Here is a 14,736-nt window from a genome sequence, read left to right as displayed (position 1 = left end):
ACATCTTGACTTGGAGCTAACTCAAAGTGATATGCTTAGTTAGGGGGTGTGTAATTTGGAATATCGAATTTTAGGAAGAACAGGAATTAAAGTAAGTGCCATTGGTATTGGCGGTGAAGGATTTGAAAATAAAAGTTATGAAGATTGCGAAGCAATTATTGATTGTGCAATTAAAGAAGGTATTAATTTTATTGATATATATAATTCAAATCCTGAAGTTAGAAGTAATGTTGGTAAAGCGTTAAGTAAATATCCTAGAAGCAGTTTTATTATTGAAGGACATTTATGTTCCACTTGGGATAGGGGACAATATAGACGTACTAGGGATTTTAATGAAGTTGTTGATGCATTTGAAGATTTTTTAGCTAGAATGCAGCTAGACTATGTGGATGTAGGGATGATTCATTATGTTGATGATCAAAAAGATTTTGATAACATTTTTAATGGAGAAATAATTAAATATGCAAAAGGACTAAAAGAAAAAGGAATTATTAAATCCTTAGGAATATCAACACATAATACAGACATTGCCTTTAAAGCAGTGGAAACAGGAATAATTGATGTAATTTTATTTAGCATCAATGCTGCTTATGATATGTTACCAGCTACTGAGGATGTATACGAACTATTTGAAGAAAGCACTTTTAAAGACAGGACTTATGAAGGTATTGATCCAAAACGTGATAGGTTATACAGAACCTGTGAAAATGAGGGCGTTGCTTTAACTGTTATGAAAGGATATGCTGCTGGAGTGTTATTAAGTAGCAAACAATCGCCTTTTGAAAAAGCACTGACACCAGTGCAATGTTTACATTACTGTTTAACTAGACCGGCAGTTGCTTCCGTAATGGTTGGAGTATCTAATACAGATCAAGTACTTGCAGCGACTGCTTATGCCACTGCAAGCAATAAAGAAAAAGATTATAGTGAAGTTCTTGCAAATGCTCCAAGAAGTTCATTTAGCGGACATTGTATGTATTGTGGGCATTGTGCCCCATGCTCAAAAAAGATAGATATTGCATCAGTAAATAAATATTTAGATTTAGCGTTAATTCAAGAAGAGATTCCTGAAACATTAAAGAATCATTATGACTTATTAGAACAGCACGGAAGTGAGTGCATAGAGTGTGGGCTATGTATGAAAAACTGTCCATTTGGTGTAGATATTATTAATAAGATGAAACAGGCAGTTAAACTGTTTGGTAATTAAACAAAGGAGGTGCTTTTCTATGACGATTGCGGAAGTAAGTAAAAGATTTAACCTTTCAGCAGATACGCTGCGATATTATGAGCGAATTGGTTTAATTCCATCAGTGAATCGAAATGCAAGCGGAATCAGGGACTATACAGAAGAAGATTGTAATTGGGTTAATTTTATAAAATGTATGCGTAGTGCAGGACTTTCTATTGAAGTCTTAGTAGAGTATGTAAGTATGTTCCAGCAAGGAACTTCTACAATCAAGGCTAGAAAAGAACTTTTGATAGAACAACGTAGTCAGCTTGCTGAAAAAATTAAAGAAATGCAGCAAACCTTGGAACGGTTGGATAAGAAAATTGATGGATATGAAGAAAGAGTATTGATAAAAGAAGGACAATTAAAAAGAACGGATAACTAATAATTGATAAATAGAGAATCAAATGGCGATTTCTCCAAGATTGTCTGGATTATCATTAAAGTTTCTAGATGTTTTTGACAAGATATAAGCTAAAATTCAAATGGTTAGAGGGAGAGATAGACATGAAGATTTTATATTATGATTGTTTCTGTGGAATAAGTGGTGATATGAATATAGCAGCGCTAATAGATTTAGGGGTTCCTAAGGAATATTTAATGCAGGAACTTTCGAAAATGAACTTAAATTCTGAGTATGAAATAGAAATTGAAAGATCTGCCAAACTTGGAATAACAGGAACTAGAGTAGATGTCATATTAAAAGACAAATTAAATGATAAGGAACATAGTTCAGAGCAAGCTTCACATGAGCATAGCCATGAACATACTCATGAACACTCTCATCATCATAGCGATGAAGAGCACCATCATGGTGAAAATAATCATAATCATGAACATAGTCACGGATGGCATGTTCACAATCAAGAGCATCATCATAGAAACTTGAAGGATATAGAGGAAATAATAAATTCAAGTGATTTAAGTGATAAAGTTAAAAAGCTAAGCTTAGATATGTTTATGAAAGTAGCAGAAGCAGAAGCAAAGGTTCATGGAAAAGACTTATATGAAGTACATTTTCATGAGGTAGGAGCTATCGATTCAATTATAGATATGGTGGGAGCGGCTATTTGTTTAGATTATTTAAAAGTTGATAAAATTATTGCATCACCTGTTCAAGTTGGAGGTGGATTTGTTAAATGTGCTCATGGACTAATGCCAGTTCCAGCTCCAGCGACGGTAGAAATATTAAAGAATATTCCTATAAAAACTGGTATAGTGCAGTTTGAAACAACCACTCCTACTGGGGCTGCAATACTGGCAACAAATGCTCAGGAATTTACTCAAAAGCTTGATTTTTCAATTAAGAAGATAGGTTACGGAATAGGTCATAAAGATTTAGAAATTCCAAATGTATTAAGAGTTTATTTGGGAGAGGCAGGAAATATAAATGATTAATAATGATAAATATAATGAGTTAGTAAAATACCTTAAAGGTTTAGGAAAAGTAGTATTAGCATTTTCCGGAGGAGTAGACAGTACTTTTTTACTTAGAGTATCAAAAGAAGCTCTTGGTGATAATGTAAAGGCGGTGACAATCTTATCACCATATATTCCAAAGTGGGAAATAGCAGAAGCTAAAGAACTGGTAAAAGAGTTAGGTGTACAGCATGAAATTATAGAAGCACCAATTATTGATTCAATTAAATTTAATCCAGAAGATAGATGTTATCTTTGCAAAACTGCAGTGTTTAGTATGATATTATCTATTGCTAAAGAACAAGGATATGATCATGTAATTGATGGAACTAACTTTGATGATATAAGTGATTATAGGCCAGGTCTTAAAGCCTTAAAGGAATTGGAAGTAAAAAGTCCACTTTTAGAATGCAAATTAACTAAAGCAGAAATAAGAGCTTTTTCTAAAGAATTGGGACTTAATACTTGGGATAAACCACCATATGCTTGCCTTTTGACTAGAATACCTTATGGAAATGAACTAAAGGTAGAGGATTTCGAGAAGATTGAAAATGCAGAGAAATATATGATGAGCATAGGGTTTAGAGCTGTTAGGGTAAGGTGCCATGGAGATTTAGCAAGAGTTGAAGTAGCTAAGTCTGACAGAAGTAAATTATTTGATGAAGAATTTTTAGACACTATTGCTGAAAAGATAAAAGAATGTGGATTTAAATATGTAACATTAGACTTACAAGGATATAGAGTAGGTAGCTTCAATGAAACTATTTCCCAAAATGCTAATTAAGAGAATTAATATTAACATAATTAAAAGGAAATTCAGAAGTATAGAAAAGTTAGTGAAAGAATCTTAGGAGGATTATAAAGCTAATGAATAAAGAAGAAATCAAAAATCTATTAGAGCTCGTTAAAGACGATAGAATAAATATAGAAGAAGCTCTTGAAAAATTAAAAGATTTACCTTTTAAAGATTTAGGGTTTGCTAGAATAGATAATCACAGAGAGATTAGAGTGGGATATCCAGAAGTAATATATTGTGAAGGAAAAACAGTAGAGCAAGTTAGAGATATAATTAAATTTATGCTTACGAAGAATAATAATATATTAGGAACCAGAGCTACAGAAGAAATGTATAATGCAGTAAAAGAAATATGTGATGAAGCGGAATATAATAAGCTTGGAAGAACAATAACTATTATGAAGAAGGAACAGACTCCCACAGAGAACTATATTGCAATTGTCTCAGCAGGTACTTCTGATTTACCAGTGGTAGAAGAAGCTTTTGAAACCGCTAAAATACTAGGTAATAGAGTTGAAAAAATAATTGATGTAGGTGTTGCAGGTATACACAGGATTTTTTCAAGATTAGATGTTATTAGAGGTGCAAAAGTAGTTATAGTGATTGCAGGAATGGAAGGGGCACTAGCTAGTGTTATAGGTGGTCTTGTGGACAAACCTGTGATAGCAGTTCCGACAAGCGTTGGTTATGGAGCAAACTTTGGAGGAGTTGCAGCTTTATTGTCCATGTTAAATAGTTGTGCTAGTGGTGTAAGTGTAGTAAATATAGATAATGGATTTGGTGCAGCATATAATGCTAGTATAATTAACAAGTTATAAGGTTCGGATAGAGAGAAATTAATATTTTTGTATTAGAGGAGAAGATTATGAGACAGAATGCTAAATCTGCAATAATTGACTCATTTAAACAATTATTAAACAAGAAATATATAGATAAAATTACAGTGAAGGGAATTTGCGAACATTGTGATCTAAACAGGCAGACTTTTTATAATCACTTTACTGATATTATGGACGTTTTTAAATTCATATTTTTTGAGGAATTATCAATAGAAATTGCGCAAAATAGAACCTTTGAAAACTGGGGTGGTGGGTTCCTGGCTACAATGAATTATCTGAAGAAAAATTCGAAAATGATTTTACATGTATATAAATCTTCTTATTGGACTGAAGCCAATACCTACTTTACAAATCTTTCCAACAGGTTGCTGGACGATGTGGTTGAAGAGTGTGTTGAAAAAATGGGAGTAAAATTAAAGGAGAAAGATCAAAAGTTCATCGTTAATTTTTATAGACATGTGTTTAATGGGTTGATGATAGACTGGGTAAGTGAAGGAATGAAAGAGGAACCAGAAATTATACTTAAAAAGCTTTTGATCATGATAACAGGAAGTATTCCTCGCTCTGTGGCTGCCTTTGTAAAAGAAGAAATAAAAAAATAATTTTCGCAGAAAGAAGAAGGTGTTCAAAATAGACACTTTCTTTTTTGTCTATTGAAGATTGTTTTACAGAAATTGTAAAATGAATTTAATAGAACACTAACTGTTTATATTAAGGAGGTTACGACATGTTTATTTTTAATTACACCAATGGCGCATCAGCACTAAGTGTATGGGGTGTTTGGGTAATTGTTTTTGCTGCACTCTTTGGCTTTAATGAAATAGCGCGCAGATGGAAATATGTTGGTTTTTTCTGTTTTGTTATTTTACCGATAATACTATCAATATTATGGTTTACGGTATTAAGTGACACAACTTATACAGACTGGTTCCATTTGGCAAAGGTGTATTCTTCTACAGCTGGATGCATAGGTTTTTGGTGCATCAGACATGTTAAATGGAAAAATAAATTCACAGGTAAAGAATGGAGATTATCTGATAAAAAATGGGCTTTATGTTTCCCACCACTTATCCTTACTATCAACATTATCGAGGCAGTACTTCGCGATTTCCAGGTTGGTATCCAATATCCAACGGGAGGGAATTTAGTAGACGAAGCTATGTATGTGCTTGGTGGTCCCTGGAATTTCATGAATGGTATAGCAGGTATCCTAAACATCATAACTATAACCGGATGGTTTGGAATTTGCATAAAAAAATGTACTGCTAAAGATGGCAGCAAAGATATGCTGTGGCCTGATATGCTGTGGTTTTGGATAATAGCTTATGATTTATGGAATTTTGCTTACACATATAATTGCCTGCCAGGTCATGCTTGGTATTGCGGTTTTGCTTTACTATTAGCTCCAACCCTTTGTGCATTTACTGTGGGAAAAGGAGCGTGGCTGCAGCATCGTGCACAAACTCTGGCCATATGGTGTATGTTTGCACAGACATTCCCATCATTCATTGATAAGGGTGCCTTTGCGGTTTCGTCATCCTACAATACGGTGCCATTATTTGCATTTAGTTTCGCAGCATTAGCTGCAAATATAGCAGTACTTGTTTATATGATTTACAAAGTAGTTAAAACGAAGAGAAATCCTTATCTTAGCGAGCTTTACACAGATTTGAAAGGATATAAGGAAGTCAAAGCACTTGCAGAACAAAGATCATTACAACAGGATAATGTTTTTTATCATTAAATCAGAATTTATAGCCATAATTAGGGAAATTGGCTTTTGTTTATTATCCTTAGAATAAATACAAGTAAAAATAAAACTTAGGATCAAATGGAGGGGAATTATATGGATACATTTAAAGTTCTTGAGATTAAGCAAAGTGTTTTTGAGAATAATGATCGACGAGCAGATTTGCTTAGGGGAGAATTAAAAAAAGATAAGACCTTTTTATTGAATCTGATGTCATCACCAGGTTCCGGTAAAACAACAACTGTTTTAAGAACTATTGAAGCTTTGAAAGATGAACTGAATATTGGCGTTTTAGAAGCGGATATCGACTCAGATGTCGATGCTCATATTGTTGCTCAGACCGGGGCTAAGGTAATCCAATTGCACACAGGTGGGATGTGTCATCTTGATGCAGATATGACAAAACAAGGTCTACTGGGACTGGGAACAGAAGGTGTTGATTTTGTCATCTTAGAAAATGTAGGAAACTTGGTTTGTCCAGCGGAATTTGACACTGGTGCATCAAAAAATGCCATGATTTTAAGTATACCAGAGGGAGATGATAAACCTCTGAAATATCCTTTAATGTTTTCTATTGTTGATGTTTTATTAATTAACAAGATCGATGCAATAGGTACTTTTGATTTTGATTTTGAGGCGGTTAAAGAACGTGTAAAAAAATTAAACCCTAATATTAAGGTTATTCCAATCTCTGCTAAAACTGGCGAAGGAATTGATGCATGGGTTAAGTGGATACGTACGGAGGTTAAAAATTGGAATGAAGAATAGTACCATAATTAAACTTTATTTGGAGGGGAGTAAATATGGTAAAACAAAAAGTACTCGAACTGGCGAATAAGATTGCTGGTGGGATTACTGGTGGGTTAGTAAAAGTAACGCCAAAAGACCCAGAATATAGAATTATGGAGCCGGTTGTTACGAATGAAATGGCAGAAGTGGCACTTTGCCTGGAGTTTCGCAAACCTAAAAGCGTAGAAGAAGTTGCTGCTCTCTGTGGTAAACCTGTGGAGGAAGTAGAGCGGATTCTATTCCAATTGGCGGTTGATGGTGTTATTAAATTAGAACCAGAAAATGGTGTTAACAAATATTTTCTTGAACTCTTTGTTCCTGGTGTCATGGAATACATGGTTGTGAATAAGGAAAATGTTAATAAGTATCCAGTAATTGCTGAGTGCTTTGAAGAATATACAAGAAAAGTAGGTGGGATGTTGGCAGGAAATGTTCCTCCAGGGCTAGGGATAATGCGAGTTATTCCCATACAAAGTGCCATCGAGGGCGATACCAGAAGGGCTTCTTATGAGGAAATTGCAGACCTTCTAAATAAACATGACACTTTCTCTGCTACAGATTGTGCATGTCGTGTAGTCAGAAGAACCATGGGCGAAGGATGTGGACATACAATTGAAGAGATGTGTATTCAGCTTGGTCCCGCTGCTGATTTTTATATTCGTACAGGAAGAGGCAGACGCATTACCAGGAAAGAGGCCTTTGCCATTGTTAAACAAGCAGAAAAAGAAGGTATGGTACATCAGATACCGAATGCAAACGGACCGGGAAAAACCCTCGCCATTTGTAATTGCTGTGGTTGTTCTTGCTTAGCCTTAAGAAATGCAAATCTTTTTAGAAGCCCTGATTTTGTTCGGTCAAACTATGTAGCACAAGTGGATCGGGATAAATGCGTTGCTTGCGGAGAATGTGTGGAAAATTGCCAGGTCAATGCATTAACATTAGGCGAAAATTTATGTACCAACAAAAACCCTGTCACTTTGAAAGAAAGAGAAACGCCATATGATACGGAGTGGGGACCAGACAAATGGAATCCTGATTATCGACATAGAAAAGTTGTTGCTGAAAGCGGAACAAGTCCCTGTAAATCTGAATGCCCAGCTCACATAGCTGTTCAAGGGTATATTAAGATGGCAGCTCAAGGAAGGTATAGTGAAGCACTAGAGCTTATTAAGAAAGAAAATCCATTCCCAGCAATCTGCGGACGTATTTGTCCAAGAAATTGTGAATCTGCTTGCACAAGATCAAGTGTGGATGAGCCGATTGCCGTTGATGATATCAAAAAATTTATTGCAGACCAGGATTTAAATTCTGATCAACGCTTTGTACCTGAAAAGAAAGCGCAAAGGCCAGAAAAAATTGCTGTAGTGGGTGCAGGACCTGCGGGACTTTCTTGTGCTTATTTCCTAGCTGTTGATGGATACCAAGTAACAGTGTTTGAAAAGCAGAAGGTGCTTGGTGGTATGTTAACACTTGGAATTCCATCCTTTAGATTAGGAAAAGAAATAATAAATTCCGAAATTGAAGTTTTAAAAGAATTAGGAGTGGAATTTAAAACAGGTGTTGAGATTGGCAAGGATGTTACCCTTCATGAACTCAGAAGACTTGGCTACAAAGCATTTTATATAGCAATTGGTGCTCAATCTGGCAAAAAACTGGGATTAGAGAGTGAAGAAGCCAAAGGCGTAATGACTGGTGTAGACTTCTTACGTAAAGTAAACCTAGGTGAGGATTTAAAAATAGAGGGAGAAGTTATCGTCATTGGTGGAGGAAATGTTGCTATTGACGTTGCCAGGACTGCTGAGAGAATTGGTGATTTACAAATAGATATGTATTGTTTGGAAAACCGGGAAGAAATGCCTGCCCTTGAGGAAGAAATTGATGAAGCACTGCTAGAGGGTATTACCATCAACAATTCCTGGGGGCCAAAGCGAATACTTCAAGAAAATGGACGTGTTGTAGGTGTAGAATTTAAAAAATGCCTTTCTGTCTTCGATGAAAATGGAAAGTTTAATCCTGGATTCGATGAAAATGAAACTAAGATCGTTAAGGCAAACAATGTCCTGATTTCAGTAGGTCAGGGAATCGATATGGGTGGATTATTAAAAGACTCTAAAATAGAATTAAATCCAAATAAGACAGTAAAAGCTGATCCTCTTACTTTCAAAACAGAAGAGTTAGATGTATTTGCTGGCGGAGATGTGGTAACAGGTCCTAAGTTTGCTATTGATGCCATTGCTTTAGGTAAGCAAGGCGCGATTTCAATTCATCGTTATGTACATGGAGATAATTTGACAATAAGTCGTGAGAGAGAATACCATCCTCTTGATAAGAAAAACTTAAACCTTGACGGCTATGACCGCCTACCTAGACAAAGAGCACCTCATGTAGATGGAAACAACAAATCAAAACAAAGCTTTAAGGATTTGCGTACTACATTTACAGAAGAACAAGTAAAGAAGGAAACAGGGCGCTGCCTTGGTTGTGGAGCTGTGGTTGTGGATGATTATCAATGTGTAGGATGTGGAGTTTGTACTACTAAGTGTAAATTTGACGCGATTTCATTGGTAAGGAAATATGATAGTGCTGGAGTAGAGTTGAAAGAAATGAAATCCACTATTATAAAATATGCCATCAAACGGAAAGGAAGAATTGTAGTCAAAAAGGTAAAAAAATCCTTGAAATCAGTTTTCTTCGGAGAAAAAGGCAAGACAGAATAATTAATATAATTATACGAAGTAAAAGACGAGAGAGCGACAGTTCTCCCGTTCTTTATACTTTGTCAAGAGAGGTGAGTTCATTTGCATGAATTGGGAGTTTTGATTGAAGTCATTGAAACTGTCGAAAATTTCTCAAGAAAAAATTCATTAACAAAAATTGATACATTGGTTCTCCAAATTGGTGAGCTTTCATCGATAATTCCAAGATATATTGAAGCCTGTTATCCAGCTGCAGTGGATGGTACATTGCTGAAGGATACGAAATTAAAAATTGAGATATTACCAGGCAATGCTATTTGCGGAAAGTGTAATAAAGTTTTTAATCTCATTGCGAATAATAACACATGCCCAAACTGCGGAAATAGACACTGGGAGTTATTATGTGGAAAAGAATTTATGATTAAGGAAATCATTGCGTGTTAAAAAGATGTCATTAGGTTAGATACAGTGAACTGGTGCAGGGGAAATTTCGAGAGGGCGTTCCATACTCGACTACAATAAGTAAATGAAATCATTATTTAAATAAGCATTTATAAATATAAAGGAAGTATACTATTTACAATAATCAGTGGTATATGTATAATAGTACTATATTTTGTAAAGACTAATGTTAATAATTGCGTTGAAAGAGAAGAGTATATAGAGATTGATTTAAAGCGAGTTAGGGATGGTGGAAGCCTAATTTGATTCTATAGAAAGAAGCTCTGGAGCGTAAACTGAAAACTTTATTGTGTAGTAGGTTTAGGGTATTCTCCCCATATAGAGATAATGAGTGGATTAAGTTTACTTAATCAATTTAGGTGGTAACGCGGAATTAACTTTCGTCCTATGATTTTAGGATGAAAGTTTTTTATATTTATACAGCTTTTAGGAGGTAGAAGAATGGGTTTGGGAAAATTAGATAATATAATATTTCTTAATGTTGATAAGAAACCAGAATATTATATTAAAAAATATCCAAAAAGAAATTTAAAAGAAGGTGCAAAGGTTACTAGATATGCGCCATCACCAACAGGGTTTCAACATATCGGAGGAGTATTTGCAGCTTTAGTAAATGAAAGATTAGCAAATCAAAGTGAAGGTATTTTCTATTTAAGAATAGAGGATACAGATCAAAAAAGAGAAGTTGAAGGTGCAATTGAAGATACAATTAAAACAATGCATAACTTTGGAATGGATTTTAATGAAGGTATGACAGGACAAGAAACTTCTAGGGGTGAATATGGTCCATATAGACAAAGTGAAAGAGCAGAAATATATAAGACTTTTGCTAAGGATTTGGTTGCTAAGGAATTGGTTTATCCATGTTTCTGTACTCCTGAGGAATTAACAGCTTTAAGAGAAAAGCAAATAGCTGAAAAAATAACACCAGGATATTATGGAGAATATGCTAAGTGTAGAAATTTAACTCCAGAAGAAGCTATAGCTAAAATAGAAGCAGGCGAAGAGTACATATTAAGATTAAAATCACCAGGAAACATAGAAACTAGGGTTGAGTTCCATGATTTAATAAAAGGAGATATATCATTCCCAGAAAATAATCAAGATATCGTTATAATCAAGGGTGATGGATTACCAACATACCATTTTGCACATGCTGTAGACGATGCTTTAATGAGAACTACTCATGTTATAAGAGGAGAAGAGTGGTTATCATCATTACCTATACACGTTCAATTGTTTGGTATATTAGGTTTTGAAAGACCACAATATGCTCATATCCCAACAATAATGAAAAATGATAATGGTTCAAAGAGAAAATTATCAAAGAGAAAAGATGCTGAAGCTGCTGTTTCTTATTATAATGAAGTTGGATATCCAACGATTTCAGTTATCGAATATTTATTAAATATCATAAACTCAAATTTTGAAGAGTGGAGAGAAGAAAATCCTACAGCTGATTATCATGAGTTCCAAGTAGACTTAGACAAAATGAGCAAATCAGGAGCTTTATTTGATATAGTAAAATTAAATGATGTAAGTAAAAATGTTATTTGCAAAATGAAAGCAGATGTAGTTTACGTTAACTATGTAGCTTGGGTAAAAGGGTTCGATACAGAAATGTATGAATTAGTTACAGCTAATGAAAAAATGTCTAAAGAAATATTTAATATAGATAAAGAGGGTTCAAAACCAAGAAAAGACTATGCTAAGTGGGATGAAGTAAAAGAAAAAGTCTTCTATTTCTTTGATGAATTATTCTACAAAGAAACTGCTGAACAAGTTGAATTACCAAAGACATTAACATTAGAATCAGCAAAAGAAATAATAAAAGTATACATGAATAAATACAATGTTAATGCTACTAGCCAAGAGGAATGGTTTGAAAATTTAAAAGCAATTGGTTTAGAGTTAGGATACTGTGCAAATAGAAAAGAATATAAAGCAAATCCAGACCAATATAAAGGTATGATTTCAGATGTTGCAGGTGCAGTAAGAGCAGCTTTATCACATAGAAGCAATACACCTGATATTTACACTATTATGAATATATTAGGTCAAGACAAAGTAAAGGAAAGATTTGAAAAGTTTTTAGAAGTATAAGTATATAAAAGGCAAGTTTAAAACTTTTTTTATTTTCATTTGTAAATCGTACTTCCTTTCAAAATTGATTTTTATTTTAGAAGCTACTATAATATTATGGTAATAGATGTAATAATTCAAGTGCATAATTTTTGTTATATACTAACAAAAATATAATAAGGAAAAAGCAAATAGAATAACTGAAAGCATTGTAAAGTAATTTAAAGATAGTGATTTAGTAGAAGAATAATACAAGGATTAATACAAAAAAGGTAGATCTATGGATGGTGGAACATACGATAGGTAAATGCGAAGTTTACTAAAATTGGATGAGGAAATTAAATTGATTAACTTACCATGTAAGGTTTAATGTGGTAAGTTTTATTTAATTGGTATAAAATATATATAATGCAGAATAGCAAGTTAAAATAAATTAATAAGAATGAAGCTACAAAATGCGGCATCAAATATCGAGTAGGGTCATTGTAAAAAAGATATTATTGAATTGGGAGTGAGAAGATTGGATTGGGTTGAAAGATTGAATGAATCAATAAACTACATAGAGAAAAATCTTGCCGGTGAAATATCCTATGAAGCTATTTCAAAAATTGCTGGATGTTCTGTTTATAATTTTCAAAGGATGTTTTCATATATAGCAGACAAGCCATTATCTGAATATATAAGAAGCAGACGTTTAACCATGGCAGCCTTTGATTTATTAAATAGTACAGAAAGAATAATTGATATTTCTTTAAAGTATGGATATGAATCTCAAGATTCATTTACTAGGGCATTTAAAAATTTTCATGGAGTACTGCCTTCAAGTGTTAGGAACGGAACAGTTCAATTGAAATCCTGTCCTAAGCTCTCCTTTCAAATTACAATAAAAGGAGAAAATCATATGAATTATCAAATTGAACAATGGCCTGCATTTAGAGTAATGGGAGTATCACACAAAGTAAAAACATCAACAGCATTTGAAGTAATTCCGCAGATTTGGGAAAACTCATGGAAGGATGGAACTATGAAAATGTTCTTTGAAAAATTTCCTGACTATAGACCTTCAGGAGTTTTAGGAATTGCTCAAGGTGGACAATGGGGCGAAGCAGAGGAAATGGAATATATTGTAGCAGTAACAAATCATGTTGATGTACCAGATTGCAAACATGTTCCAGTACTTGAAGGAATGAAGGAATTTTCTTATCCTGCTGCAACATGGGCAATTTTTGAAGCTAATGGAGAATTACCAGAGGCAACACAGAGGGTTTATAAACAGTTTTACGGAGAATGGCTTCCTAATTCAGGATATGAGTTAGATGATCTTCCAGTTATTGAGTGCTATATGCAGGAAAATCATTAAGAGATCTGGATTGCTGTTATTAAAAAATAGAGAAAAGAGAAAGAAGCATGCATTATTTATAAGTTTAAAAAGTATTGATTAAGATAAAAAGCTCACTTGAGAACACAAGCATAGAAATTGAGTTCATGAAGGAGATTTAGTAAAGTTTATTAAATTATTAATTATATAGTATAATATATAGTAAAGGAAGTGGTAATAGATGAGAATTTTAGTTGTGATTCCATTAAATGAAGAAGAAAAAGAAAAACTTCAGTCAAAAATGCCAGATGCAGAGTATATTTTTATAACTACTGAGGAAATTACTGATGAACTTGTAAAAAGTGCTGATATAATCATTGGGAATGTTCCATCACAATATATAAAGGGAAGTAAAAAGCTTAAATGGCTGCAATTAAATAGTGCAGGTACAGATGGATACTGTGAAGCTGGTGTAATTCCTGAAGGGGCATATCTTACAAATGCCACCGGTGCCTATGGCCTTGCAATATCTGAACACATGTTAGGGCTAGTACTTGAAATTAAGAAAAAGCTAAATCTATACTATAGAAATCAGATGGAACATATATGGAAGGATGAAGGAAATGTTACTTCAATAGAAGGAAGCACTACACTAGTTGTGGGACTTGGTGATATTGGAGGAGATTTTGCCAGAAAAATGAAGGCACTTGGAAGTTATACAATAGGTATAAAAAGGACTAAAGGAGAAAAGCCAGAATATATTGATGAATTATATACAATGGAAGACTTAGATGCTCTTTTACCTAAAGCAGATATAGTGGCTTTATCTCTTCCAGGAACAAAGGATACTCACCATTTATTTAATAGGGATAAATTTAACTTGATGAAGAAAGATGCGATTATTATTAATGTAGGAAGAGGAAATTGCATATGTACTGAGGATTTGTGTGATGCCCTTGAAAATAGAATTATTAGTGGAGCAGGCCTTGATGTAACAGAACCAGAACCATTACCTTCTGAACATAGACTATGGGATGCACCAGGAGTTGTTATTACTCCGCATATATCAGGATTTTTTCACCTTCCAGAAACTTTGAGAAGAATTGTTAACATAAGTATTGAAAATCTCGAACATTTTAAGAAACAGGAACCATTAAAAAATATAGTTGATTTTGAAACTGGCTACAGGGAACAGAACAAATAGAAGACCTGAGAATTAGCCATGTCAGCAGATTAACTTATTGTGTTAATTCCTTATAGCAAAATAAGTGGACATTATAAAAAGATATCTGAAACGGAATAATCTTTTAGTTATCTGGTAGTAAAATTATAAATCAAATAATCTATTAAAACA

Annotated in this window: 12 protein-coding genes, 1 pseudogene and 1 other annotated feature; all 13 genes and pseudogenes read left to right on the top strand. The window is 33.8% G+C overall.

Annotated features, from left to right (window positions below; all coding sequences use genetic code 11):
• The first annotated feature begins 55 nt into the window (after positions 1-55).
• Positions 56-1,210, top strand: a complete 1,155-nt coding sequence (locus tag RCG18_RS23730) for an aldo/keto reductase (RefSeq protein ID WP_308038457.1) — start codon at positions 56-58, stop codon at positions 1,208-1,210.
• A 19-nt stretch (positions 1,211-1,229) separates the two neighbouring features.
• Positions 1,230-1,616: a MerR family transcriptional regulator gene (locus RCG18_RS23725; protein ID WP_308038456.1), complete on the top strand. Its 387-nt coding sequence runs from the start codon at positions 1,230-1,232 to the stop codon at positions 1,614-1,616.
• Positions 1,617-1,738: 122 nt separating this feature from the next.
• A pseudogene (locus RCG18_RS23720) lies at positions 1,739-2,626 on the top strand (LarC family nickel insertion protein); the annotation flags it as partial.
• On the top strand, positions 2,622-3,434 hold the full coding sequence (larE, locus tag RCG18_RS23715) for an ATP-dependent sacrificial sulfur transferase LarE (RefSeq protein ID WP_308038455.1): 813 nt from the start codon (positions 2,622-2,624) through the stop codon (positions 3,432-3,434). The pseudogene RCG18_RS23720 and the gene larE, both read left to right, overlap by 5 nt.
• Before the next feature lie 83 nt (positions 3,435-3,517).
• The gene (gene larB, locus RCG18_RS23710; protein ID WP_308038454.1) at positions 3,518-4,264 is read left to right on the top strand and encodes a nickel pincer cofactor biosynthesis protein LarB; all 747 of its coding nucleotides are present in this window, start codon (positions 3,518-3,520) and stop codon (positions 4,262-4,264) included.
• A 47-nt stretch (positions 4,265-4,311) separates the two neighbouring features.
• Entirely contained in the window at positions 4,312-4,887 is a 576-nt protein-coding gene (locus RCG18_RS23705) for a TetR-like C-terminal domain-containing protein (RefSeq protein WP_308038453.1), read from the top strand.
• 125 nt (positions 4,888-5,012) lie between these two features.
• Positions 5,013-6,029, top strand: coding sequence for a DUF5692 family protein (locus RCG18_RS23700; protein WP_308038452.1), 1,017 nt, complete (start codon positions 5,013-5,015; stop codon positions 6,027-6,029).
• 102 nt (positions 6,030-6,131) lie between these two features.
• On the top strand, positions 6,132-6,803 hold the full coding sequence (gene hypB / locus RCG18_RS23695) for a hydrogenase nickel incorporation protein HypB (RefSeq protein WP_308038451.1): 672 nt from the start codon (positions 6,132-6,134) through the stop codon (positions 6,801-6,803).
• Positions 6,804-6,838: 35 nt separating this feature from the next.
• A complete protein-coding gene (locus RCG18_RS23690; RefSeq protein WP_308038450.1) occupies positions 6,839-9,541 on the top strand; it encodes an FAD-dependent oxidoreductase in 2,703 nt (900 codons plus the stop codon).
• Between the two features lie 81 nt (positions 9,542-9,622).
• Entirely contained in the window at positions 9,623-9,964 is a 342-nt protein-coding gene (locus RCG18_RS23685; protein WP_308038449.1) for a hydrogenase maturation nickel metallochaperone HypA, read from the top strand.
• A gap of 190 nt (positions 9,965-10,154) precedes the next feature.
• Positions 10,155-10,373 (top strand) — a binding site (T-box leader).
• A 50-nt stretch (positions 10,374-10,423) separates the two neighbouring features.
• Positions 10,424-12,085 (top strand): glutamate--tRNA ligase, encoded by a 1,662-nt coding sequence (gene gltX, locus RCG18_RS23680; RefSeq protein WP_308038448.1) that lies wholly within the window; start codon positions 10,424-10,426, stop codon positions 12,083-12,085.
• Positions 12,086-12,584: 499 nt separating this feature from the next.
• Positions 12,585-13,424 (top strand): AraC family transcriptional regulator, encoded by an 840-nt coding sequence (locus RCG18_RS23675; protein ID WP_308038447.1) that lies wholly within the window; start codon positions 12,585-12,587, stop codon positions 13,422-13,424.
• A gap of 199 nt (positions 13,425-13,623) precedes the next feature.
• Positions 13,624-14,586, top strand: coding sequence for a D-2-hydroxyacid dehydrogenase (locus RCG18_RS23670; RefSeq protein WP_308038446.1), 963 nt, complete (start codon positions 13,624-13,626; stop codon positions 14,584-14,586).
• The last annotated feature ends 150 nt before the right edge of the window (positions 14,587-14,736 follow it).

Source organism: Clostridium sp. OS1-26 (assembly GCF_030915445.1).
In the GTDB taxonomy this organism is placed as follows: domain Bacteria; phylum Bacillota; class Clostridia; order Clostridiales; family Clostridiaceae; genus Clostridium_AM.
This window is presented reverse-complemented; position numbering and strand designations above follow the sequence as displayed.

Excerpts from the sequence above, each read along its gene's own strand:
- RCG18_RS23725 (WP_308038456.1), top strand. The coding sequence starts at position 1,230 with ATGACGATTGCGGAAGTAAGTAAAAGATTTAACCTTTCAGCAGATACG.
- larE (WP_308038455.1), top strand. The coding sequence starts at position 2,622 with ATGATTAATAATGATAAATATAATGAGTTAGTAAAATACCTTAAAGGT.
- larB (WP_308038454.1), top strand. The coding sequence starts at position 3,518 with ATGAATAAAGAAGAAATCAAAAATCTATTAGAGCTCGTTAAAGACGAT.
- RCG18_RS23705 (WP_308038453.1), top strand. The coding sequence starts at position 4,312 with ATGAGACAGAATGCTAAATCTGCAATAATTGACTCATTTAAACAATTA.
- RCG18_RS23700 (WP_308038452.1), top strand. The coding sequence starts at position 5,013 with ATGTTTATTTTTAATTACACCAATGGCGCATCAGCACTAAGTGTATGG.
- hypB (WP_308038451.1), top strand. The coding sequence starts at position 6,132 with ATGGATACATTTAAAGTTCTTGAGATTAAGCAAAGTGTTTTTGAGAAT.
- RCG18_RS23690 (WP_308038450.1), top strand. The coding sequence starts at position 6,839 with ATGGTAAAACAAAAAGTACTCGAACTGGCGAATAAGATTGCTGGTGGG.
- gltX (WP_308038448.1), top strand. The coding sequence starts at position 10,424 with ATGGGTTTGGGAAAATTAGATAATATAATATTTCTTAATGTTGATAAG.
- RCG18_RS23670 (WP_308038446.1), top strand. The coding sequence starts at position 13,624 with ATGAGAATTTTAGTTGTGATTCCATTAAATGAAGAAGAAAAAGAAAAA.